The organism is Enterobacter cloacae complex sp. P6RS, from assembly GCF_014982245.1.
GTDB lineage: Bacteria > Pseudomonadota > Gammaproteobacteria > Enterobacterales > Enterobacteriaceae > Enterobacter > Enterobacter bugandensis.
In genome coordinates this window covers 188,076-208,903 of sequence record NZ_JADCLB010000004.1, presented here as the reverse complement: position 1 = coordinate 208,903, position 20,828 = coordinate 188,076, and the positions used below count along the sequence as shown (strand labels likewise).

The window sequence follows — 20,828 nt, the reverse complement described above, 5'->3', positions numbered from 1 at the left end:
CTATGGCTATTGTTGATCTGAGCCAGCTCGCCGCGCCTGATGTCGTGGAGGAGGTGGATTATGAAACGCTGTTGGCAGAACGAAAGGCCACCTTTGTCTCGCTCTATCCGGAAGAGGAGCGAGAGGCGATTGCGCGGACGCTGACGCTGGAGTCAGAGCCGATTGTGAAGCTCCTGCAGGAGAATGCCTACCGGGAAGTCATGTGGCGTCAGCGGGTTAACGAGGCCGCGCGTGCGGTCATGTTGGCCTATGCAGCGGGCAGCGATCTGGACCAGATTGGGGCAAACGCTAACCTTGCGCGTCTGGTGATCGCCCCTGCCGACGACACCACATTTCCGCCCACGCCGGCTGTGATGGAGTCCGATACCGATTTTCGTCTGCGCATCCAGCAGGCCCCGGAAGGGCTGAGTGTCGCGGGCTCGACTGGCGCGTACCAGTTCCATGGCCGCAGTGCCGATGGGCGGGTAGCGGACATCTCCGTCATCAGCCCGCAGCCGGCGAACGTCACGATCTCCGTACTCTCCCGGGAGAATAACGGCATAGCGTCTGAAGAGCTGATCGCTATTGTTCGTAACGCCCTAAACGATGAAGACGTCAGGCCGGTTGCCGACCGCGTTACCGTCCAGTCGGCCAAAATAGTTGACTACAGCATTGAAGCATCGCTTTTTCTTTTTCCCGGCCCCGAAAGCGAGCCGGTACTCAATGCGGCAAGAGCCCGGTTACAGGCCTATATCACGGCTCAGCATCGGCTTGGACGCGATATTCGCAAATCTGCCATTTACGCCGCTCTTCACGTGGAAGGGGTGCAGCGGGTGGAACTGACCGCACCCGCGGCTGACATCGTGCTTGATGAAACCCAGGCCTCATGGTGCAGCCACTACAGCGTAACCGTGGGAGGCAACGATGAGTAACACCCGTCTTTTACCGGTTGGCTCATCGCCGCTTGAAGTGGCGGCAGCGCGCGCCTGTGCGGACATCGAAAATACGCCCGTTCCGCTGCGTCATCTCTGGAGCGCGGACACCTGCCCGGCGAATCTGCTGCCGTGGCTGGCTTGGGCATTTTCGGTTGACCGCTGGGACGAGAGCTGGCCGGAAGCCACCAAGCGGGACGTGATCCGCGCGGCGTGGTTTATCCATGCCCACAAAGGGACGATTGGCGCCGTGCGTCGCGTGGTGGAGCCGCTTGGCTATCTGATCAACGTCACCGAGTGGTGGGAAACCAACGATCCGCCCGGCACCTTTCGCCTTGATATTGGCGTGCTGGACACCGGTATTAACGAGGAAATGTATTACGAAATGGAGAGGCTGGTTGCTGATGCAAAGCCTGCCAGCCGCCACCTTATTGGCCTGAATATCATCCAGGACATTCCGGGTTATCTCTATACCGGCGCCTTGGCCTATGACGGCGACATCATCACGGTTTATCCCGAATAAGTGAGAGCACAATGACAGTGAAATATAAAACGGTTATCACCAAAGCCGGTGCCGAAAAACTGGCTGCAGCGACCGTCCCGAACGGCAAGAAAGTGAATTTTACGGCGATGGCGGTGGGTGACGGTGGGGGCACGTTGCCGGTGCCTGATGCCGGGCAGACGAAGCTGGTTAATGAAGTCTGGCGCCACGCGCTTAATAAAATCAGCCAGGATAACAAGCATCAAAATTATGTGATCGCGGAGCTGCTCATTCCGCCTGAAACCGGTGGTTTCTGGATGCGAGAAATGGGCCTCTATGATGACACGGGGACACTGATTGCCGTTGGGAACATGGCAGAAAGCTATAAGCCGTTGTTGGCGGAAGGTTCCGGACGTGCGCAGACCGTGCGTATGGTCATCATGGTAAGCGACATTGAGTCAGTCGAACTCTCGATAGATACGTCTACGGTAATGGCGACCCAGGAGTACGTTGATGAGAAGCTTGAAGAACATGAGCAGTCTCGTCGCCATCCTGATGCAACGCTAACGGCTAAAGGGTTTACTCAGCTTAGTAGTGCGACTGATAGCTCCTCTGAAGCGCTGGCGGCAACGCCGAAAGCGGTTAAGGCGGCGAATGACAATGCTAATGGTCGCGTGCCATCAGGAAGGAAGGTTAACGGGCGACCGCTGACGGAAGATATTAGTATTACCGCGCAAGATATTTTTAATGGTCAGGCTGTTAGCATTGGAAATGCCATAGATCTCAATACTCTGACAACACCAGGGCTTTACTATCAAACTGCAAATGTTCAGGCTGCTTCCGGGAAGAACTATCCAGAACCTGCCGCTGGTTCGCTTGAAGTTTACAAACATGCAGGTATTACACAGGTTTATCGGATATATTCTAATTCCGGTTCCTACATCCGTACGTTTTACAACAGTGTTTGGTCAGGCTGGAGAATGCAGTATGACGCAGACCACAAACCCACACCTGCTGAAATCGGTGCGGTATCTGCACAAGGGGGAGATTACAATGGCGTTCTCCGGTTTGGTAGTGTAGGAACCGTGCCAACAGAAAGAAACTCGGCGAAACTTATTAGCGCTCAGCCATCTGGTGCGGGAGGAATAGTCTCTGGTGCTATGTTTGAATGGTACGATAATTCAATGGCTATTGGCCTTACCAGAGGTAATAGCACTGACGCGACAGGTTTCTCGATTTGGCTGAATAATAAGAATCTTTTTAATATTGACCCTTCCGGGAATACTGGAGTTGCAGGTAATTTAGTTACTGTAGGTAGTATTTATTCAAATTACGTACAAACATCCGGAGATTTGCGTTCTGAGCGCAATATTAGCAGTAAAGGGTTAATTCAGGCTGGGAGTGGATTGTTCGATACTCCAGGTGTGCGAGTCTACTCACCTAATAACCCGCCGCCCCAGCAGGATTTGAGCCCTTATGCAACTACTGCATGGGTCAACGGGAACTTTTCAACACAAGCCTGGACTGTCGCTAACTTTCTGCAAGGGGGAATGAGGCTGGCTTCATCAGGAACGGCAACCAACGGGAATAACGATAACACGTTTGCATATGCTCCAGATGGTGCTGTTGTCACCGCTGTGCAGCAAAAGACAAACTACACAGCGGTGCTATATCGTTATGTCCAATATAACATCGGCGGAAACTGGTATACGGCATGGGTGGCTTAATGACAATGCAATCAGGTGTATTTAAAAAATATGACCCATTAGAAAAATGGGGAAAATATACTCCAGCGAAAGTGGCAAAACTTACGCCGGAGGAGCTCGAATTATATTATGTTGCTAAATCACCGGAAATGAATGTTGTTTTTCTGAAAGATGAAAATGGCAATGACTGGTATCAGTGGCTTAAGAAACTTTCAAAAGAAACGTTGAAAGTTTCTTTCAATCCTGACTCGAAAGAAATCGTTCATTTCTCTTATGATGCGAGCACGATTTTTCCGGTTAATCAGATTGTCGTTGAAATCGGGCCAGAGAGTGTACCGGATGTATTTACCGCTGCGGGTGAGAAAGCATTAGGCGGTGCGTTTCTTTTTGTTGATGGCAAAATTACTGCCGCGCCGGTGGATTATGCAGCAGAAGCACAACGCAATAAACTGGAGCTGCTGACTCAGGCAAATAACGTCATCGCCACGCTGCAGGATGCGGTTGAGCTGGATATGGCGACTGAGGAAGAAACAGCGAACTTGCAGGAGTGGAAGAAATACCGTGTGCTTCTGAGTCGGGTCGATGTTGATAAACCGGTCTGGCCGCCTCTGCCTGAAACAAAATTATAAATCGATACGCCGTGCTTTTTGCCAGAATGGCCTGAGCCCTCCATCCGGAGGGTTTTTCGTTTGTTGTGTAATCCTTTCCCCAACCCCAATACGTCGCATCAATCGCGCGCTCCACAGACAATAGCCTCACCACTAAACGAAGGAGTTAACCGGATGGGCGACTATCACCACGGCGTGGAAGTTATCGAAATCAACGATGGCACCCGCACCATTTCCACCGTCTCGACGGCAATCATCGGCATGGTCTGTACGGCCAGCGATGCTGACGACAAGACATTTCCTTTAAACCAGCCCGTGCTCATTACCAACGTACAAACTGCGATTGCGAAAGCCGGCAAGGCGGGGACGCTGTCCGCTTCTCTGCAGGCGATCGCCGACCAGTGTAAACCGGTTGTCGTGGTTGTTCGCGTGGCTGAAGGCATTGCAGAGACCCCGGAAGAGGCCCGCAAACAGACCGTTTCCAACATCATCGGTACCACCGATGAAAACGGTAAATACACCGGTCTGAAGGCGCTTCTCACGGCGAAAACGGTGACCGGCGTTAAGCCTCGCATTCTCGGCGTACCGGGGCTGGACTCTCAGGAAGTCGCGACCGCTCTGGCCGCCACGTGCCAGAGCCTGCGCGCGTTTGGCTATGTCAGCGCATGGGGGTGCAAAACCATTTCTGAGGCGATCAACTACCGCAAAAACTTTAGCCAGCGCGAGCTGATGGTTATCCACCCTGATTTTCTGGCGTGGGATACCACTACGAATGCGACGACAATGGCCTGGGCGACCGCCCGTGCGCTTGGCCTACGTGCCAAAATCGATCAGACAATGGGCTGGCATAAAACCCTGTCAAACGTTGGCGTTAACGGCGTCACTGGCGTAAGCGCTTCGGTCTCCTGGGATCTGCAGGAACAGGCCACCGACGCGAACCTGCTTAACCAGGCTGGCGTCACCACGCTGATTCGCAACGACGGCTTCAAATTCTGGGGTAACCGCACCTGCTCAGACGATCCGTTATTCGTCTTTGAAAACTACACCCGTACCGCGCAGGTGCTGGCCGATACCATGGCGGAAGCGCACGCGTGGGCGATGGATAAACCCATCACGCCAACGCTTATCCGCGACATCGTCTCCGGTATTAATGCCAAGTTCCGCGAGCTGAAAACCAACGGCTATATCGTCGACGGCTCCTGCTGGTATGACCCTGAGTCGAACGACGCATCAAGCCTGAAAGCGGGGAAACTGTATATCGATTATGACTACACCCCTGTCCCGCCGCTGGAAAATCTGACCCTTCGCCAGCGCATCACCGATACCTATCTGGCAGACCTGTCAGATTCGGTTAATAGCTAAGGAGCTGAAGCATGGCGTTACCACGCAAACTGAAATATCTGAATATGTTCAACGATGGCCTGAGCTACATGGGCGTTGTTGAGTCCGTCACCTTGCCGAAGCTTACTCGCAAGCTGGAGAAGTATCGCGGCGGCGGTATGCCCGGCTCGGTCTCTGTCGATCTCGGCCTGGACGATGATGCCCTGGCGCTGGAGTGGACCGTTGGCGGTCTGCCGGACGCCGCGCTGTGGGCGCAGTATGCCTCTCCGGGCGCGGACAGCGTGCCGCTGCGCTTTACCGGCTCTTATCAGCGCGATGACACCGGCGAAATTTCCGCCGTCGAAATCGTCATGCGCGGTCGTCATAAAGAGTTTGATGGTGGTGAAAACAAGCAGGGCGAGAGCGGCACCACCAAAATGTCCACTGAGTGCGCCTACTACCAGCTGACCATTGATGGCAAAGAGATCATCGAAATCGACATCATCAACATGGTGCTGAAAGTCGATGGTGTCGATCGCCTGGCAGAACACCGTAAGGCCATCGGCCTGTAACCCTTTAACCGGCCGGGATCGCCGGCCGGTAAGTTAACTTTGTGAAGAGTAACGAAATGGAAAATACCAACGAGATCGCCATGAACGAAAATCCACATATCGTCACGCTTGATAGCCCCGTTCAGCGAGGTGAGCAAAAAATTGAAAAGGTGACCGTTTCAAAACCGAATGCAGGGACCCTACGAGGGGTATCTCTGGCGTCGCTGGCGCAATCTGACGTAGATGCGCTGATCAAGGTGCTGCCGCGAATGACCTCGCCAGCCCTGACCGAGCATGAGGTTGCGCGCCTGGATGCCTGCGATCTGCTCTCTTTTGCTGGCAAGGTGATCGGTTTTTTGTCACCGGCTTCGGCTCGCTGAAATTTCCTGAAAATCTGTCGGTCGACGATCTGATGGCGGATATCGCGGTGATATTTCACTGGCCGCCGTCAGAGCTGTACACCCTGAGCGTGACCGAACTCCTCTTATGGCGCGAAAAAGCGCTGCAGCGAAGCGGAAACCACCATGAGTAATAATGTCAGACTTCAGGAATTGCTTAAGGCTGTCGACCGGGCAACCCGACCGCTTAACGCTCTCCATAACGCCAGCCTCACTCTCGCGAACGATATCCGCGATGCGCAGGTGGCGCTCGGGGCACTCGATGAGCAGGCGGGGCGTATCAACGGCTTCAGGAAAGCAAACGGCCAGCTCGCCATGACGGAGCAGTCCCTTGCTCAGGCGAAACAGCAGGCAGCGGCCCTGGCGGTGCAGTTTAAAAACACGCAAAACCCCACCCAGGCACAGGCTGATGCGCTGTCCGCGGCCCGAAAATCGGCAGCCGATCTTAAGCTTGAGTACAACAGCTTACGCTACTCGGTACAGCGTCAACGTGCTGAGCTCGCACAGGCGGGAATAAACACGCGTACGCTCTCATCGGACGAGCGTCGTCTACGAACCAACATCAGCGAAAAAACGCAGCAGCTTAACCGGCAGCGGGATGCGCTGGCCCGCGTCAACCAGCAGCAGGAGCGGCTGAGTACCGTTCAGAACCGCTACGAGTCAGGCAAGCGCGCTGTCGCGCGGGTGCAGCAGCTGGCTAATGCGGGTGTAGGCATAGCAAAAGCGGGCTTTGACCAGACGTCCCGCTTTATGGCGCCTGGCATCAGCTTTGAAAAGCAGATGTCTGCCATTCAGGCAAACCTTGGTCTGGATAAGGGGGATTCCCGGCTTGAGGCCATTCGCCAGCAGGCGCGGGAGGTCAGTATCAGGACCGGAGTACCTGCAGATACGGTCGTCCGGGCACAGAGCGAACTGGCCCGTTCAGGCTATGACGCCGATGGGCTGCTTGCGGCCACCGCGCCAACGGTCAACCTCAGCCTGGCGGGGAATGTCGACGCGGCAAAAGCGGCCGATATTATCAGCAGCACGCAGGCCGCGTACAGCCTGGCCGATGCGGACGCGGGACGCATCGCAGATGTGCTTACGCGCGGTTCTACCTCTTCAAATACCAGCCTCGCTGAGATGGCGGCGGCCCTGAACGCCGCTGCGCCAGCCGCAGACGCCGCCGGTATCGGGCTTGAAGAGACAACGGCGCGGCTTGGCGTTCTGGCGGAAAAGGGGATGTACGGTGCTGCCGCCGGGGACGCGCTCAGCGCGATGTTGCGCCATGTTCAGACTCCGGATGCCATAAAAGCCGCAGGGGCGTCCGCCGCGGGTGATGGATCGCTTGATGAAAAACGTAAGCAGCTGCAGGGGGCAAAGGGCAGTACCGCGCTCGCGGCTTCCGTTCAGACCGATAATCTTGACGGCGATATCAACCGATTCCAGGCCGCGTGGAGCGGGTTGAAGATTGACGTGTTCGATAAAGCAGATGGCGCTCTCCGCAACCTGATAACAACCGCAACCGGCTGGCTCAGCACGGCCACCCTTTGGGTGAATGCCAACCCTGAGCTGACGCAGACCCTGGCCAGCATTGTTGTCGGCGCGCAGGCGTTTGCTGGCGTACTGGGCGGCGTAAGAACGGTTATCGCCCCGGTTCTGACGGGCGTCAATATGGTTATTACCGCGGCCGGGATGTTGGGAACGGTGTTCAGCGTAGTGGGGGGCGCCATCATGACGGTGCTGGGTGCCCTTAGCTGGCCGGTGATTGCCCTTGGCGCGGCGATTGCCGCCGGAGCCTTGCTGATTTTTAAATACTGGGAACCCATCAGCGCCTTCTTTGGCGGGGTGATGGAAGGGCTTTCGACGGCCTTCGCACCGCTGGGGGCGATATTCTCACCGGTGATAACGGTATTTGATGCTATCTCGGAGAAGCTGGGCGGTATCTGGCAATGGTTCACCGATTTGGTTGCGCCGATCAAGGCGACGCAGGAAACGCTGGATGGCTGTAAAAATGCTGGCGTGATTTTTGGGCAGGCGTTGGGCGATGCGTTAACGGCACCGCTTGATCTATTTAACAGCCTGAGCGGCAAGGCCAGCTGGCTACTGGAGAAACTCGGTCTTATCAAAAACGAGTCGGGGAATCTCGACTCCGCTGCGGCAAAAGCAGAAGCGGCATCCTCTCCTGTGGGCAGCTCTTATATTCCGGGTACGGGGACCTATGGCGGTTACCAGGGGTATCAGCCAACCATCGCCACAGGGGGACGCTCTTACGTCGATCAGAGTAAAAGCGAGTACAACATTACGCTGCAGGGAGGCACGGCCTCCGGAATGGATCTGACGCGTCAAATCCGGGAGGCAATAGATAACATTGAACAAGATAAAGCGAGACGGCAGCAATCCAGCTTTATGTATGGTTGAGGAGAGAGAAAATGTTAATGGTGCTGGGTCTGTTTGTCTTTGAACGACGAACCTTACCGTATCAGACAATGCAGTTTACAAAGGACTACCGCTGGGCGTCCAACGATCGCATCGGGAAGCCCAAAGCCTGGCAATATCTTGGCGAAGGTGAGACCTCCTTTAGCCTCACCGGAGTACTTTACCCGGAGCTCACGGGAGGGCGGCTTTCTCTCAAGGCGGTTGAGCTGATGGCGAATGAAGGGCGGGCATGGCCGTTGATAGATGGTACCGGCATCATTCACGGCATGTTTATCATTGAGAAAGTCACGCACACGCATTCGGATTTTTACAGTGATGGTACCGCGCGAAAAATTGAATTTTCCCTGTCGCTAAAACGCGTGGACGAATCGCTGATGAAGATGTTTGGCGATCTGAGAACGCAGGCTGAAGAGCTGGTGACGAGCGCACGTAATAGCATTGGAGGGCTGGTGGGATGATCGCCGAGATGAATATCCGGGCGGGCGGCAAAATCGCCCCTGACTTTATGCTTAAGCTTAACGACCGTGATATCACGCAAAATTTCAGCCACCGCCTTATCAGTTTATCCATGACCGACAAACGTGGGCTGGAAGCCGATCAGCTGGATATTCAACTGGATGATTCCGATGGGCTATTAGACCTGCCAGCCCGGGGAGCAACGCTCTCCTTATGGCTGGGGTGGGAGGGAGCTCCGCTCCAGCCGAAAGGGAACTTCACGATCGACACAATTGAATTTCGGGGGGCGCCGGACACCCTGACCATTCGGGGATGCAGCGCGGATTTTCGTGGGAAGCTAAACGTGCGGCGCGAACAGTCTTGGCATGACACGACGATCGGCGCGATAGTCACTACTATCGCTCAGCGGAACCAGTTGACCACAAGCGTTGCGGCTGGGCTTTCATCCATTGCCATTTCTCATATTGACCAGTCTCAGGAGACTGACGCGGCGTTTCTCACCCGCCTGGCCGAACGCAATGGTGCATTTGTTTCCATCAAAGCCGGGAAGGTCATTTTCATGAAAGCGGGCCAGGCCGTGACGGCCAGCGGCACAGCGATTCCCTTAATGATGATTGAACGTGGGGATGGCGATCGGCACCTTTTTTCCGTCGCCGACCGTGAAAGTTATTCCGGCGTGACGGCCAAATGGCTGCAAACGCGCGATCCAAAACAGCAGAATCCTCAATTGAGTATTAATCGCCAGATTGGGGGGCAGCCCACAGAGGTGCTACAGCATTCGGATGCCGCCGCGTCGGGAGCTAAAGGCATGGAGCCGAAGCCGCAAGAGAGGCTGGTGGGATCGGCGGAGAACGTGTTTGAGCTTGCTACGGTGTATGCGTCTGAAGAGCAGGCGCTCAGGGCTGCGGAGGCGAAGTGGCGCGCGCTTCAGCGGGGAACCGTGAAATTTTCTATCCAGCTGGCGCTGGGGCGAGCCGATCTGTTTCCCGAAACGCCGGTGCTGGTTAACGGCTTTAAACGAGTCATTGACGAGCAGGCGTGGATCATCAGCGAAGTGGTTCATACGCTGAGCGGGAGTGGATTTACCACGCAGCTGAACCTTGAGCTGAACGTCACCGACGAAAAATTTTCTGTGGATAGAGAGTAATTCATTTGCCATTACGTTGTTTTTGAGTATTATTAATTCACATAAAGTGAATTAAACGGAGGGTGTATGTTTCATTGTCCTAAGTGCAAGCATTCAGCGCATGCGCGTACCAGTCGCTATTTAAGTGAAAACACCAAAGAGCGCTATCATCAGTGCACCAATGTGGACTGCAGCTGTACGTTCGTGACGATGGAATCCGTAGAGCGTCTGATTGCAACTCCTGGCGCCTCTGAACGTGTCCGAACGGCTTCGATGAGCCACGGTTAACGGCGGTGCCACCGGCTCATAAAAAACCAATAAAAAAGCCACTCAATCGAGTGGCTTAATTCTTTGATTCTACATCTAAAATTTGGTGGCCCCAGCTGGACTTGAACCAGCGACCAAGCGATTATGAGTCAGGCGACCGGATTTAACCCATAAATCATTGATAATGAAAAACAAGCACTTAATGTATTGGTCTGACCATTTTGATTACCTAAAATGACCCATTATTACCCGTCTGCGGTATCCCCGAAGTATCCCCGGAATCCCGGACGCGACCAAACGATCATTTTAGGAAAGTGCTTTTAATGAACACCTTCAGGTTCACCAAAGCGGCCCTACTGGAGTTGCCGATCCCCGCTGAGGGGAAACGAGCAGAGTATGCCGATGCCGCGGTAAACGGCTTAAGACTGAGGATCACGTCTAACTGCACCCGTAGTTTTTGTGTTGTTCGAAAACGTGACGGAAAAATTTACCGGGTAACATTGGGGAAATTTCCCGATCTCACCATAGACTAGGCCAGAGAACTTGCTTTCCGCACGCTGGGTGAGGGCGGCGCAATTATCCTGACCTGCACCAAGATGAAGGATGCTGAGGAACCGCGGCCGGCAGCGTTTAATCTGAGGGAAGCGGAATTATTCACAGACCGCGACGGCGAGTTGGTGGCATCGATGAGCTGCGCGACACGCCACGCGAACCTCAGGAACCCGATCCGGAGCTGGCAGAGGTTAAACACCTGACCGGGAACCATGCCGCGCTCTGGCAGTCTATCCGCAGCCGGAAAGCCAAAGGTGAACCTTGTAACCGTTCTGTCCTGCGTGACGACATGATCGCTTTACTGGGAGATAAGGCGCAAAAATCTTTCAGTAGATGGCTTGAGAAGCTGGTACGTGATGGGGTGATTGAAGTGGATGTAATGGCCGAAGTCACCCCTTTGAAATCCAAATAAGTGCGGCAAGATATGCGCGAGGTGGGATGGATAACATATGTAATTCGACAACATCACGCACCATACAACGTATACTTTGCTTCTCCCTTGCTCATAACGCATCATTGCTATTAACTCCTACTCACTCCAATCAACTCCAATCCAAAATAGTGTGTTAATCCTACAGATCTTTAAAGATCTTGTGTGTTGTGATCTTGCGCGGTTGGGATTGTTGTGCCATTATGACTATATGTTGAGCTCTGCTAGCTTAAGGAGGTTAGAGTTATGGACTTGTCCAAAGCTAACTTTTACAAATTTATAGACCAGTATGCTGAGATAACTGGGGCTTCACCAAGTACTGCAGGCAACGTTCGTAGCGTTTGCTATCTGGTCAAAGATTTAATATCTGATGATCAGCCAGCAGAGCATTGGGATACGGTCGATATTATCGATACTTACGTCATGTTCAATGGTATTGCAGATGATACTCATAAATCTTACATCAGTCGTTTTAACGGAGCTGTAGCAAAATTTATCGCTCATGAGAAAGGTGAAGACGTGACGGTTAAACAGCGCAGATCGCCAGTAAAAACTACGCAATCTCCTATGGCTATTGCAATGAGTAATGCTGCAAAAACGTTTGAATTGCCTATTCCGCTCCGTGAAGAGCTGATCGTTATGATTAGTAATCTGCCTCGTGATCTGACTAAAGACGAGGCGAAAAGAATCAGTAATATTGTCGAGTCGTTTGCCGTACCTAATTCAGCAAGCGACTAAACAAAAAAGCCCTGCTTTCCAGCAGGGCTTTAGGGGGAAGAAAACGGATTTTCTTCCAGAGCACAGGTTAACTGTAACTCTTTTGCGTGAGAACTTAAGAATAGCGGTTAACCGGGGCATACACAAGGCTGGATAGGATTACAGCTGTGTATATGAACAGGATAAACGTCATGGCTACTGGATATTGCCCACGTTGTGGTAATTCTTGTGAAGTTATTTTCCGAGCTAACAAGAAAGACCCGTCAGGCAAAGTCATTTACCCTAAACGTGGTAAAGTTTTTGTCATCCCTCTCTGCAATGTTTGCAGCTGAGAAGACCGCTAATCAAACCCAGCTTCGGCTGGGTTTTTTCGTATCGTTTACAACCCTCCTCATAGGTTCTCCCGGATGAAATGAAAACCACGGGACGGTAACAGCGTGGAAAAAAAACTAATTTTTCGGTTTTAAGCGACATCATCATCTGGCTAATTTATTGATTTTGTTAGTTGATAAATTTCGAAGATGATGATTTGTATAATTAGTGTTCACCATCATGGATAAAGAGCTCAAAAACCTGCGGCTAAATATCAATCAGATAGCAGCCTTGACTGATTTGCACCGTCAAACCGGCACCGCACGCCTCTCCGATGTGCCACTGAGCGCCAGCCGTAACGAGTAATTTTAACGCTGATGCACTATGACAAAGCGAAACCCCGCGCCCGTATTTTCACCCTGGCACACCCTGATTAGACTTTCTCCACTCTTAGCTTTGTGAGAAATAACAGTGGCAGAAATTATTCCCTACACTCCCTCAGAACTCATCTCCGTAATCACTACGGCGGATAAAACTAAAACCAACCTTTTCCTGAGCCTGTTCTTCCGTCAGGAAGTAACTTCACCGGCGCGTGATATCGCTCTCGACCTGATTGATTCCTCTGACGTGCCTATGGCGGCGTTCTGCTCGCCTATGGTTGGCAGCCGTGTAATGCGTGACAAAGGCTACGAGACTAAATCATTCACTCCGGGCTACCTCAAGCCAAAAAAGAGATCGACGTTTCGAAACTTGTCCCACGCTGGCCGAGCGAGGTGATGACTGATATGTCAGGCAACCCGCAGGTTTCCGCTATATACGACCTTTTTCTGAGAGGGGTGGTGGTGGTTTTGTTGTTGCTGTTAACATTATGATTTAAATGAATAATCCAGGTTAAATACAACAACCTGTACAAAAAATAACGTTAAAGAGATGTGAAAAAAGATGCAGCATTTACTTAACAAAAAAACGATGGCTAAAAGCTGTGATGTCAGCGTCAGCGCGTTTGATAAATGGGGCGTGGAGCCTGCCCGGCGAGAAGGGCGTGAGGCGTTCTACGACGTGGCCAGTGTCCTGCGTAACCGTCTGCTGAATGCGCAGCTGCGCCAGGCGGAGCCGGAACCCGTGGACGCTGACGACGAGGAGCTGCTTAAGGCTCGGATCCGGCTGACTAACGCCCAGGCTGATATGCATGAGCTGAAGACCAAGCGTAAGAACGGGAAGGTTATCGACACGGAGTTTATCATCTGGGCGCTTTCCCGGCTGGCCGGGGAAATCTCCTCAATTCTGGACGGCCTGCCGCTGACCATGGACCGCGCTTTTCCGCAGATGCCAGATAACCAGCTCGAGAGGCTGCGCAAAGAAATAGCCAAAGCGTCGAACCGTGCCGCCGGAGTGGGCGAACGTCTGCCGGAGCTGGCTGCTGAATACATCGCTACGTATCAAAGTGAGCAAGCTTAAAGTGTGAACCAGCTTGCAGGTCACTGAAAATGTTAAGTTCGCTAGTTGCTATTTGAGAAAAAGACCATATTTATTGTAATGACTAGTCAATCATAAGGTAATGGAAATGGCCGGACAATTAGATGAAGCAGCAAAACAAATTTTGGGTACTCTTTTGGCTGATTTCACCGATAGGGGATTGACCGCTCAAGATTTAAAGAAGGGATATGAAGGGCCTAACATTGAAGCTTTGGCTACTGCGGTATGTAGTGTTGCAGATTTCACCTCTGTTGATTTTGAGGTTGCATTTGGAGACCTTGAAAAAGCAAAGATGATAAAAACGGGTCCGATGGCCATGTACGATAATGATAGGAATAGTTCTGTTATTATCATCGCCTCTTATAGCAAACGAGAATTTGTTTATTTAACTGAAGCCGGTTATAAGGAGTCAAGAAAGGCACCTAATCGGCCGCAAAAAGTTCAGCGGATAGTAAATAATCTGACAATTACTGGCGGGCAATTCACTAACACTCAACTCGGACAAGGTGAGACTGTTTCTCAATCGTTAAATATTTCTACTGCGTCTGATTCCGAAATCGTTGCGAAACTGGTTTCTATCCTTGAAGCTCAGGGGAAGCCTATTGATTCCAGTCAGCGCGGGGATATTGCGGCTGCTGTAGCTGCAGCTAACGAAGGAGATGGGAAGGAAGCGAAATCGTTACTGGCTAAGGTTTGTGGCCCTGTATGGGAATCAGTACAACCGGTTATGTGGCCGATCGTTGGTGAGTTAGTGAAAAGAAGCCTGGGTCTTTAAAGCCGTCAGATTTATTTAAGCCGCGTTTGCGGCTTTTTTTACGTTTAGGTTCTAGGGCGTCGCTAGAGCGACCAAGCGATTATGACCCATTGGTCACTAAGTTTACCTGTAGAAAGTATCCCCGAAGTATCCCCAAGAAAAGCGAAAGGGCCGGAGATTTCTCTTCAGCCCTTGCTGTATCTGGTGGCCCCTGCTGGACTTGAACCAGCGACCAAGCGATTATGAGTCGCCTGCTCTAACCACTGAGCTAAGGGGCCGTGGCGGTGAATTATAAAGTAACTCCCCGCAGCAATCCAGCCATTCACACCTGCCTGCTGTTTTTATAAACAACGCATTATCAATCCTTTATACTTCCATAACGACGTATCAGTGGGAGTAAAGATGATCAACGACATTCTGGCCCCTGGCCTGCGGGTGGTATTTTGCGGAATCAACCCGGGAAAGTCCTCGGCGCACACCGGCTTTCACTTCGCCCATCCGGGCAATCGCTTCTGGAAGGTGATCTACCAGGCCGGGTTTACCGACAGGTTACTCAAGCCGGAAGAGGAGCAGCATTTGCTGGATACGCGCTGCGGGATCACCATGTTGGTCGAGCGGCCGACGGTACAGGCAAGCGAGGTCAACCTGCATGAACTGCGCAGCGGCGGGCGGGAGCTGGTGAAGAAGATTGAAGACTACCAGCCGGCCGCGCTGGCGATCCTCGGTAAGCAGGCCTACGAGCAGGCGTTCAGCCAGCGCGGGGCTAAGTGGGGTAAGCAGAGCATCACCATTGGCGTTACGCAGGTGTGGGTGTTGCCGAATCCTAGCGGGCTCAACAGAGCGACGCTGGACAAGCTGGTGGAGGCCTACAGGGAGTTGGATGAGGCGCTGATGGTGCGGGGGCTTTAGGGGCTTCTGCGGACTGTTGCACTCACCCTGACCCTCTCCCAAAGAGAGAGGGAATAAACAAAAAAAAAGCTCCCGATTGGGAGCTTTTTGCTGTTTACCAGGATTAGTCGTCCAGGAAGCTACGCAGCACTTCAGAGCGGCTTGGATGACGCAGCTTACGCAGCGCCTTCGCTTCGATCTGACGGATACGTTCGCGTGTCACATCGAACTGTTTACCCACTTCTTCCAGCGTGTGGTCGGTGTTCATATCGATACCGAAACGCATACGCAGCACTTTTGCTTCACGGGCGGTCAGGCCAGCCAGAACGTCGTGCGTGGCGGCACGCAGGCTCTCGGTAGTAGCCGAGTCCAGCGGCAGCTCGAGGGTGGTATCCTCGATGAAATCCCCCAGATGCGAATCTTCATCGTCACCGATCGGTGTTTCCATGGAGATTGGCTCTTTGGCGATCTTCAGCACTTTACGGATCTTGTCTTCCGGCATCAGCATGCGCTCGGCCAGCTCTTCTGGCGTCGGCTCGCGGCCCATCTCCTGCAGCATCTGGCGGGAGATACGGTTGAGCTTGTTGATGGTCTCAATCATATGAACCGGAATACGGATGGTGCGTGCCTGGTCCGCGATAGAGCGGGTGATCGCCTGACGGATCCACCATGTCGCGTAAGTAGAGAACTTGTAACCACGACGGTATTCAAACTTATCTACCGCTTTCATCAGACCGATGTTGCCTTCCTGAATCAGATCCAGGAACTGGAGACCGCGGTTGGTGTATTTCTTAGCGATAGAGATAACCAGACGCAAGTTCGCCTCAACCATCTCTTTCTTCGCACGGCGGGCTTTCGCTTCACCGATGGACATACGACGGTTGATGTCTTTGACCTGCTCAATGGTCAGGCCGGTCTCTTCTTCAATTTGCTGCAGCTTCTGCAGACCGCGATAGACATCGTCCTTCACGTCGTGCAGTTTTTCAGACCACGGCTTGTTCATCGCGATAGCCGCGTTGAACCAGGTTTCGCTGGTTTCGTTGCCGGTGAAGAGGGTGATGAAGTTCTTCTTCGGCATTTTGCACTGCTCAACGCACAGCTTCATGATGATGCGTTCCTGGGTGCGTACGCGATCCATCATCACGCGCATGCTGTTTACCAGGTAGTCGAACTGTTTTGGCACCAGGCGGAACTGTTTGAATACTTCAGACAGCTTCAGGATCTCTTCCTGAGCGGCGGCATGGCTGCGGCCTTTCGCTTTGATGGTGTCACGCGTTACTTCGTACTGGGTACGCAGCTCGGCAAACTTCTCGCGCGCCAGTTCCGGGTCGATGCTGTTGTCATCGTCCGCGCTGTCGTCGTCTTCTTCCTCATCTTCATCTTCGTCGTCATCCATCTCTTCCTGAGACAGCTCAGAACCGACGTGAGTGGCGGTAGGCGCCATATCTTCTTCAGCGTTCGGGTCGACAAAACCGGTGATCAGGTCAGACAGGCGCGCTTCTTCCGCTTCAACGCGATCGTACTGCTCCAGCAGATAGGTAATCGCTTCCGGGTATTCGGCAACAGAGCACTGAACCTGGTTGATCCCGTCTTCGATGCGTTTTGCGATGTCAATTTCGCCTTCGCGGGTCAACAGTTCAACGGTACCCATTTCGCGCATGTACATGCGGACCGGGTCAGTGGTACGCCCGATTTCAGATTCCACGCTGGACAGAACCTGTGCAGCAGCTTCTTCCGCATCTTCGTCAGTGTTGTTGGAGGTTTCAGCCAGCAACAGATCATCGGCATCCGGTGCTTCTTCCATCACCTGAATGCCCATGTCATTGATCATTTGGATGATGTCTTCGATCTGGTCTGAATCGACGATATCTTCCGGCAGATGGTCATTGACCTCGGCATAGGTCAGATAGCCTTGCTCCTTACCGCGTTGGACAAGAAGTTTCAGCTGTGACTGCGGGTTTTGCTCCATAAGACGGTATCCACACTTAATTCGTTTGATTGGTGTCGGCGATGGTGCTGCCAACCTTTAAAGCGAGGGCGTACTTATATTTTTGCCGCTGCCTCTCAGTGCGGCTGCCGGGGGCTTCCCGATCGATATTCGGCACTTAAGCCGTTAAATTTTTTATTTCTTCGCCAGTTCCTGGTTAATCATCCAGAGCTCCCGGCGTTCTTCGCTGCTTAAGCCATGGGTGCGCTCGCGAGCTATCAACTCTTCCTGGCGCAACTCAAGCATCGAATCAAACATATGGTTGAGCGAGTCGGTGAACGTTTTTTCTGCAATTTCCTTATCTGCTATATCGTCCCACATCGACAGTTTTTCAAGGGTAGCGGCCTCTTTTGTGCCGCGATAATGCTCTAAAAGTTGTCCGGTGGTCAGACCTGGCTGAGACAAACAAGTGTTGACCAGTTCTGAAAATAAGCCAAGTCCGGGCAACTTTTCGTGGTTCAAACCCGCCAGCGACGGCACTTGCGGAGCAAGTTCGGGGTTTTGCACCAGTAACCCTATCAGTATACGCATGGTTGTGCGTTTTAGCTGAGGCGCGGGGCGAACCGTGCCGTTTTCAGCCTGTTTAGGCATTAAACGTTCAAGCTGGCTGTCATCCAGGATACCGAGCTTGTTGCCTAACTCCTGACGCAGGTAGATGCGCAGCGTTTCGCCGGGCACCTGGCTGATTAACGGCAGCGCCAGAGTACTGAGCTGCGCGCGCCCGTCAGGGGTACTCAAATCCACCTGCGGCATCAGGCTGTTAAACAGAAACGTGGAGAGCGGCTGTGCCTGCTCCATCCGCGCTTCGAATGCCGCTTTGCCCTCTTTACGCACCAGCGTATCCGGGTCTTCACCGTCGGGCAGGAACATAAAGCGTAGCTGACGTCCGTCGGTCATATACGGCAGCGCGGTTTCCAGCGCTCGCCAGGCGGCGTCGCGTCCGGCTCGGTCACCGTCGTAACAGCAGATGACGTTGTTGGTCACCCTAAACAGCAGTTGAATATGATCGGCAGTGGTGGACGTACCTAACGACGCAACCGCGTAGTTAATGTCGTACTGCGCCAGCGCAACGACGTCCATATAGCCTTCGACGACCAGCAGACGCGGAGGTTCCGCATTGTCCTGCTGCGCCTCATAAAGACCGTACAACTGGCGGCCCTTATGGAAAATATCGGTTTCCGGAGAGTTTAGGTATTTCGGCAGGGCATCACCCAATACGCGACCACCAAAACCAATTACCCGGCCACGCTTGTCGCGGATCGGGAACATCACCCGTTCACGGAAGCGGTCGTAGCTTCGTCCCTGGTCGTTAGTGACCAGCATGCCTGCGTCGATGAGGGATTTACGATCTTCGCTATTGCCGCCAAAACGCTTTAACACGTTGTCCCAGCCGGGCGGGGCGTAACCAATAGCGAAACGCGCAATCACATCGTCGCTCAGTCCGCGCTTGTTCAGATACTGACGCGCAGGCTCAGCCGCAGAGTGCTTAAGAGACTGTTGGTAAAACGAATTCAGGCCATCCATCAGTTGATACAGCGTTTGCCGCTGATGGCGCTCGATCTGACTTGGCCCACTGCCTGCTTCATACGGCACTTCAAGATTATGCATCGCCGCCAGCTCTTCGACGGTTTCAACGAACTCGAGCTTGTCGTAGTTCATTAAAAAATCGACGGCATTACCGTGTGCGCCACAGCCGAAGCAATGGTAAAACTGCTTTTCACCGTTTACGGTGAAGGAGGGGGTTTTTTCGTTATGGAACGGACAGCACGCATGGTAGTTCTTGCCCTGCTTTTTCAGCTTTACCCGCGCGTCGATGAGATCGACGATGTCGGTTCTGGCGAGCAGGTCATTGATGAAAACGCGTGGGATTCTTCCGGCCATATGCCCCAAAAATTTAAGCGACTTATAAACGAAAACAAGCCGCGCATTCCTTCCGGAAGCACGGCCTTACGACTACTACTCTGTCTGTCAATTGAGGGCGTTGGCCCTCAATAGATTAGTACAGACGAGTACGGCGTGCGTTTTCGCGAGCCAGTTTCTTCGCGTGACGTTTCACAGCGGAAGCTTTAGCGCGCTTACGTTCGGTCGTTGGTTTTTCATAAAACTCACGACGACGAACTTCAGCCAGAACACCTGCTTTCTCGCATGAACGTTTGAAGCGACGCAGTGCTACGTCGAACGGCTCGTTTTCACGTACTTTAATTACCGGCATGTAACTCTCACCTTTAATAAATTCGGTTTGCCGCTGGCATCAACGCCAGCTTATTTCAAAATGGTGCGGAATTTTACTGCAAATGCTGCTGCTTTGTAAAGCACCGATGCGATTTTGAAAGGGACTTTAATAAGGGTGAGGAGTATACACGAGCCTTCTTCCTGGGGCGAACAAAGTTTTACATCAACCCGCCCAGGCTCTACACTGCGCGGTATTGAAACGAGGTAAAACAAGTCATGCGTGTACTGGGTATTGAAACATCCTGCGATGAAACCGGCATCGCCATTTACGACGACGAAAAAGGGCTTCTGGCCAACCAGCTGTATAGTCAGGTGAAATTGCACGCTGACTACGGCGGCGTCGTACCTGAACTGGCCTCTCGTGACCACGTGCGTAAAACGGTGCCCCTGATTCAGGCGGCGCTGAAAGAGGCCGGATTAAGCTCAACCGATATTGACGCCGTAGCCTATACCGCCGGTCCGGGCCTGGTCGGCGCGCTGCTGGTCGGCGCAACGGTGGGGCGTTCGCTGGCCTTCGCGTGGGACGTTCCCGCCATTCCGGTTCACCACATGGAAGGGCATCTTCTGGCACCGATGCTGGAAGAGAATCCGCCCGAATTCCCGTTCGTGGCGCTGCTGGTCTCCGGTGGGCATACCCAGCTGATTAGCGTAACGGGTATTGGCAAGTACGAGCTGCTGGGCGAGTCGATCGATGACGCCGCCGGTGAAGCCTTCGATAAAACCGCCAAGCTGCTGGGCCTGGACTACCCTGGCGGCCCGATGCTCTCTAAAATGGCGTCGCAGGGAACGGAAGGGCGCTTTGTCTTCCCGCGCCCGATGACCGACCGTCCGGGGCTGGACTTCAGCTTCTCCGGGCTGAAAACCTTCGCGGCGAATACTATCCGCAATAACGACGACAGCGACCAGACCCGCGCCGATATCGCCCGCGCGTTCGAAGATGCGGTGGTGGATACGCTGATGATCAAGTGCAAGCGTGCGCTGGATCAGACCGGCTTCAAGCGTCTGGTGATGGCGGGCGGCGTCAGCGCCAACCGCACGCTGCGCGCGAAGCTTGCGGAGATGATGCAAAAGCGTCGCGGAGAAGTGTTCTACGCGCGTCCGGAATTCTGTACCGATAACGGGGCGATGATCGCCTACGCCGGCATGGTGCGCCTGAATGCGGGCGCAACGTCCGACCTGAGCGTGTCCGTGCGTCCGCGCTGGCCGCTGGCGGAACTGCCTGAGGCGTAACCCCCTCA

Annotated in this window: 21 protein-coding genes and 1 tRNA gene; 18 read left to right on the top strand and 4 right to left on the bottom strand. The window is 53.3% G+C overall.

Going from position 1 to position 20,828, the window contains the following annotated elements; translation table 11 throughout:
• The first annotated feature begins 2 nt into the window (after positions 1 to 2).
• From INF73_RS03295 to INF73_RS03220, 16 genes are all read left to right on the top strand, one after another.
• Positions 3 to 911 (top strand): baseplate assembly protein, encoded by a 909-nt coding sequence (locus tag INF73_RS03295; protein WP_136343796.1) that lies wholly within the window; start codon positions 3 to 5, stop codon positions 909 to 911.
• Positions 904 to 1,434: a phage tail protein I gene (locus INF73_RS03290; protein ID WP_193540988.1), complete on the top strand. Its 531-nt coding sequence runs from the start codon at positions 904 to 906 to the stop codon at positions 1,432 to 1,434. The genes INF73_RS03295 and INF73_RS03290 overlap by 8 nt, the downstream gene beginning before the upstream one ends.
• A gap of 11 nt (positions 1,435 to 1,445) precedes the next feature.
• Entirely contained in the window at positions 1,446 to 3,119 is a 1,674-nt protein-coding gene (locus INF73_RS22015; RefSeq protein WP_227412996.1) for a phage tail protein, read from the top strand.
• On the top strand, positions 3,107 to 3,727 hold the full coding sequence (locus tag INF73_RS03280) for a tail fiber assembly protein (RefSeq protein ID WP_226839418.1): 621 nt from the start codon (positions 3,107 to 3,109) through the stop codon (positions 3,725 to 3,727). Before INF73_RS22015 ends, INF73_RS03280 begins: the two co-directional genes overlap by 13 nt.
• Positions 3,728 to 3,880: 153 nt before the next feature.
• Positions 3,881 to 5,068 carry a phage tail sheath protein gene (locus INF73_RS03275; RefSeq protein ID WP_193540985.1) on the top strand — a complete coding sequence of 396 codons (1,188 nt, stop codon included), beginning with the start codon at positions 3,881 to 3,883 and terminating at the stop codon, positions 5,066 to 5,068.
• Between the two features lie 11 nt (positions 5,069 to 5,079).
• Positions 5,080 to 5,598 (top strand): phage major tail tube protein, encoded by a 519-nt coding sequence (locus tag INF73_RS03270; protein ID WP_023309235.1) that lies wholly within the window; start codon positions 5,080 to 5,082, stop codon positions 5,596 to 5,598.
• Between the two features lie 56 nt (positions 5,599 to 5,654).
• Positions 5,655 to 5,957 carry a phage tail assembly protein gene (locus tag INF73_RS03265; protein ID WP_041908050.1) on the top strand — a complete coding sequence of 101 codons (303 nt, stop codon included), beginning with the start codon at positions 5,655 to 5,657 and terminating at the stop codon, positions 5,955 to 5,957.
• Positions 5,958 to 5,989: 32 nt separating this feature from the next.
• Positions 5,990 to 6,109: a GpE family phage tail protein gene (locus INF73_RS03260; protein ID WP_041908052.1), complete on the top strand. Its 120-nt coding sequence runs from the start codon at positions 5,990 to 5,992 to the stop codon at positions 6,107 to 6,109.
• Positions 6,102 to 8,375: a phage tail tape measure protein gene (locus INF73_RS03255; RefSeq protein WP_193540983.1), complete on the top strand. Its 2,274-nt coding sequence runs from the start codon at positions 6,102 to 6,104 to the stop codon at positions 8,373 to 8,375. The genes INF73_RS03260 and INF73_RS03255 overlap by 8 nt, the downstream gene beginning before the upstream one ends.
• A gap of 11 nt (positions 8,376 to 8,386) precedes the next feature.
• The gene (locus INF73_RS03250; RefSeq protein WP_041908056.1) at positions 8,387 to 8,851 is read left to right on the top strand and encodes a phage tail protein; all 465 of its coding nucleotides are present in this window, start codon (positions 8,387 to 8,389) and stop codon (positions 8,849 to 8,851) included.
• Positions 8,848 to 9,996, top strand: coding sequence for a phage late control D family protein (locus tag INF73_RS03245; RefSeq protein WP_193540981.1), 1,149 nt, complete (start codon positions 8,848 to 8,850; stop codon positions 9,994 to 9,996). Before INF73_RS03250 ends, INF73_RS03245 begins: the two co-directional genes overlap by 4 nt.
• Positions 9,997 to 10,062: 66 nt before the next feature.
• Positions 10,063 to 10,263 (top strand): ogr/Delta-like zinc finger family protein, encoded by a 201-nt coding sequence (locus INF73_RS03240; protein WP_045631357.1) that lies wholly within the window; start codon positions 10,063 to 10,065, stop codon positions 10,261 to 10,263.
• Between the two features lie 1,207 nt (positions 10,264 to 11,470).
• Complete coding sequence (locus INF73_RS03235; protein ID WP_193031397.1) at positions 11,471 to 11,962, top strand: hypothetical protein; 492 nt, start codon at positions 11,471 to 11,473, stop codon at positions 11,960 to 11,962.
• A 762-nt stretch (positions 11,963 to 12,724) separates the two neighbouring features.
• Positions 12,725 to 13,030, top strand: a complete 306-nt coding sequence (locus INF73_RS03230) for a major capsid protein (protein ID WP_370551783.1) — start codon at positions 12,725 to 12,727, stop codon at positions 13,028 to 13,030.
• 165 nt (positions 13,031 to 13,195) lie between these two features.
• On the top strand, positions 13,196 to 13,711 hold the full coding sequence (locus INF73_RS03225; RefSeq protein WP_193540979.1) for a terminase small subunit: 516 nt from the start codon (positions 13,196 to 13,198) through the stop codon (positions 13,709 to 13,711).
• A 106-nt stretch (positions 13,712 to 13,817) separates the two neighbouring features.
• Positions 13,818 to 14,504, top strand: a complete 687-nt coding sequence (locus INF73_RS03220) for a hypothetical protein (RefSeq protein WP_193540977.1) — start codon at positions 13,818 to 13,820, stop codon at positions 14,502 to 14,504.
• Positions 14,505 to 14,685: 181 nt separating this feature from the next.
• On the opposite strand, the gene INF73_RS03215 is transcribed toward INF73_RS03220, so the two are convergent.
• Positions 14,686 to 14,761: transfer RNA gene (locus tag INF73_RS03215), tRNA-Ile, on the bottom strand.
• A 124-nt stretch (positions 14,762 to 14,885) separates the two neighbouring features.
• On the opposite strand from INF73_RS03215, the gene mug reads away from it, so the two are divergent.
• Positions 14,886 to 15,392 (top strand): G/U mismatch-specific DNA glycosylase, encoded by a 507-nt coding sequence (mug, locus tag INF73_RS03210; protein ID WP_023333460.1) that lies wholly within the window; start codon positions 14,886 to 14,888, stop codon positions 15,390 to 15,392.
• A 103-nt stretch (positions 15,393 to 15,495) separates the two neighbouring features.
• On the opposite strand, the gene rpoD is transcribed toward mug, so the two are convergent.
• From rpoD to rpsU, 3 genes are all read right to left on the bottom strand, one after another.
• On the bottom strand, positions 15,496 to 17,340 hold the full coding sequence (rpoD, locus tag INF73_RS03205; protein ID WP_028014473.1) for an RNA polymerase sigma factor RpoD: 1,845 nt from the start codon (positions 17,338 to 17,340) through the stop codon (positions 15,496 to 15,498).
• A gap of 153 nt (positions 17,341 to 17,493) precedes the next feature.
• Positions 17,494 to 19,239 carry a DNA primase gene (dnaG, locus tag INF73_RS03200; protein WP_028014472.1) on the bottom strand — a complete coding sequence of 582 codons (1,746 nt, stop codon included), beginning with the start codon at positions 19,237 to 19,239 and terminating at the stop codon, positions 17,494 to 17,496.
• Between the two features lie 115 nt (positions 19,240 to 19,354).
• Positions 19,355 to 19,570 carry a 30S ribosomal protein S21 gene (gene rpsU, locus INF73_RS03195; protein WP_001144069.1) on the bottom strand — a complete coding sequence of 72 codons (216 nt, stop codon included), beginning with the start codon at positions 19,568 to 19,570 and terminating at the stop codon, positions 19,355 to 19,357.
• A gap of 236 nt (positions 19,571 to 19,806) precedes the next feature.
• Between rpsU and tsaD the strand changes: the two genes are divergently transcribed.
• On the top strand, positions 19,807 to 20,820 hold the full coding sequence (gene tsaD / locus INF73_RS03190; RefSeq protein WP_028014471.1) for a tRNA (adenosine(37)-N6)-threonylcarbamoyltransferase complex transferase subunit TsaD: 1,014 nt from the start codon (positions 19,807 to 19,809) through the stop codon (positions 20,818 to 20,820).
• Positions 20,821 to 20,828 lie beyond the last annotated feature (8 nt).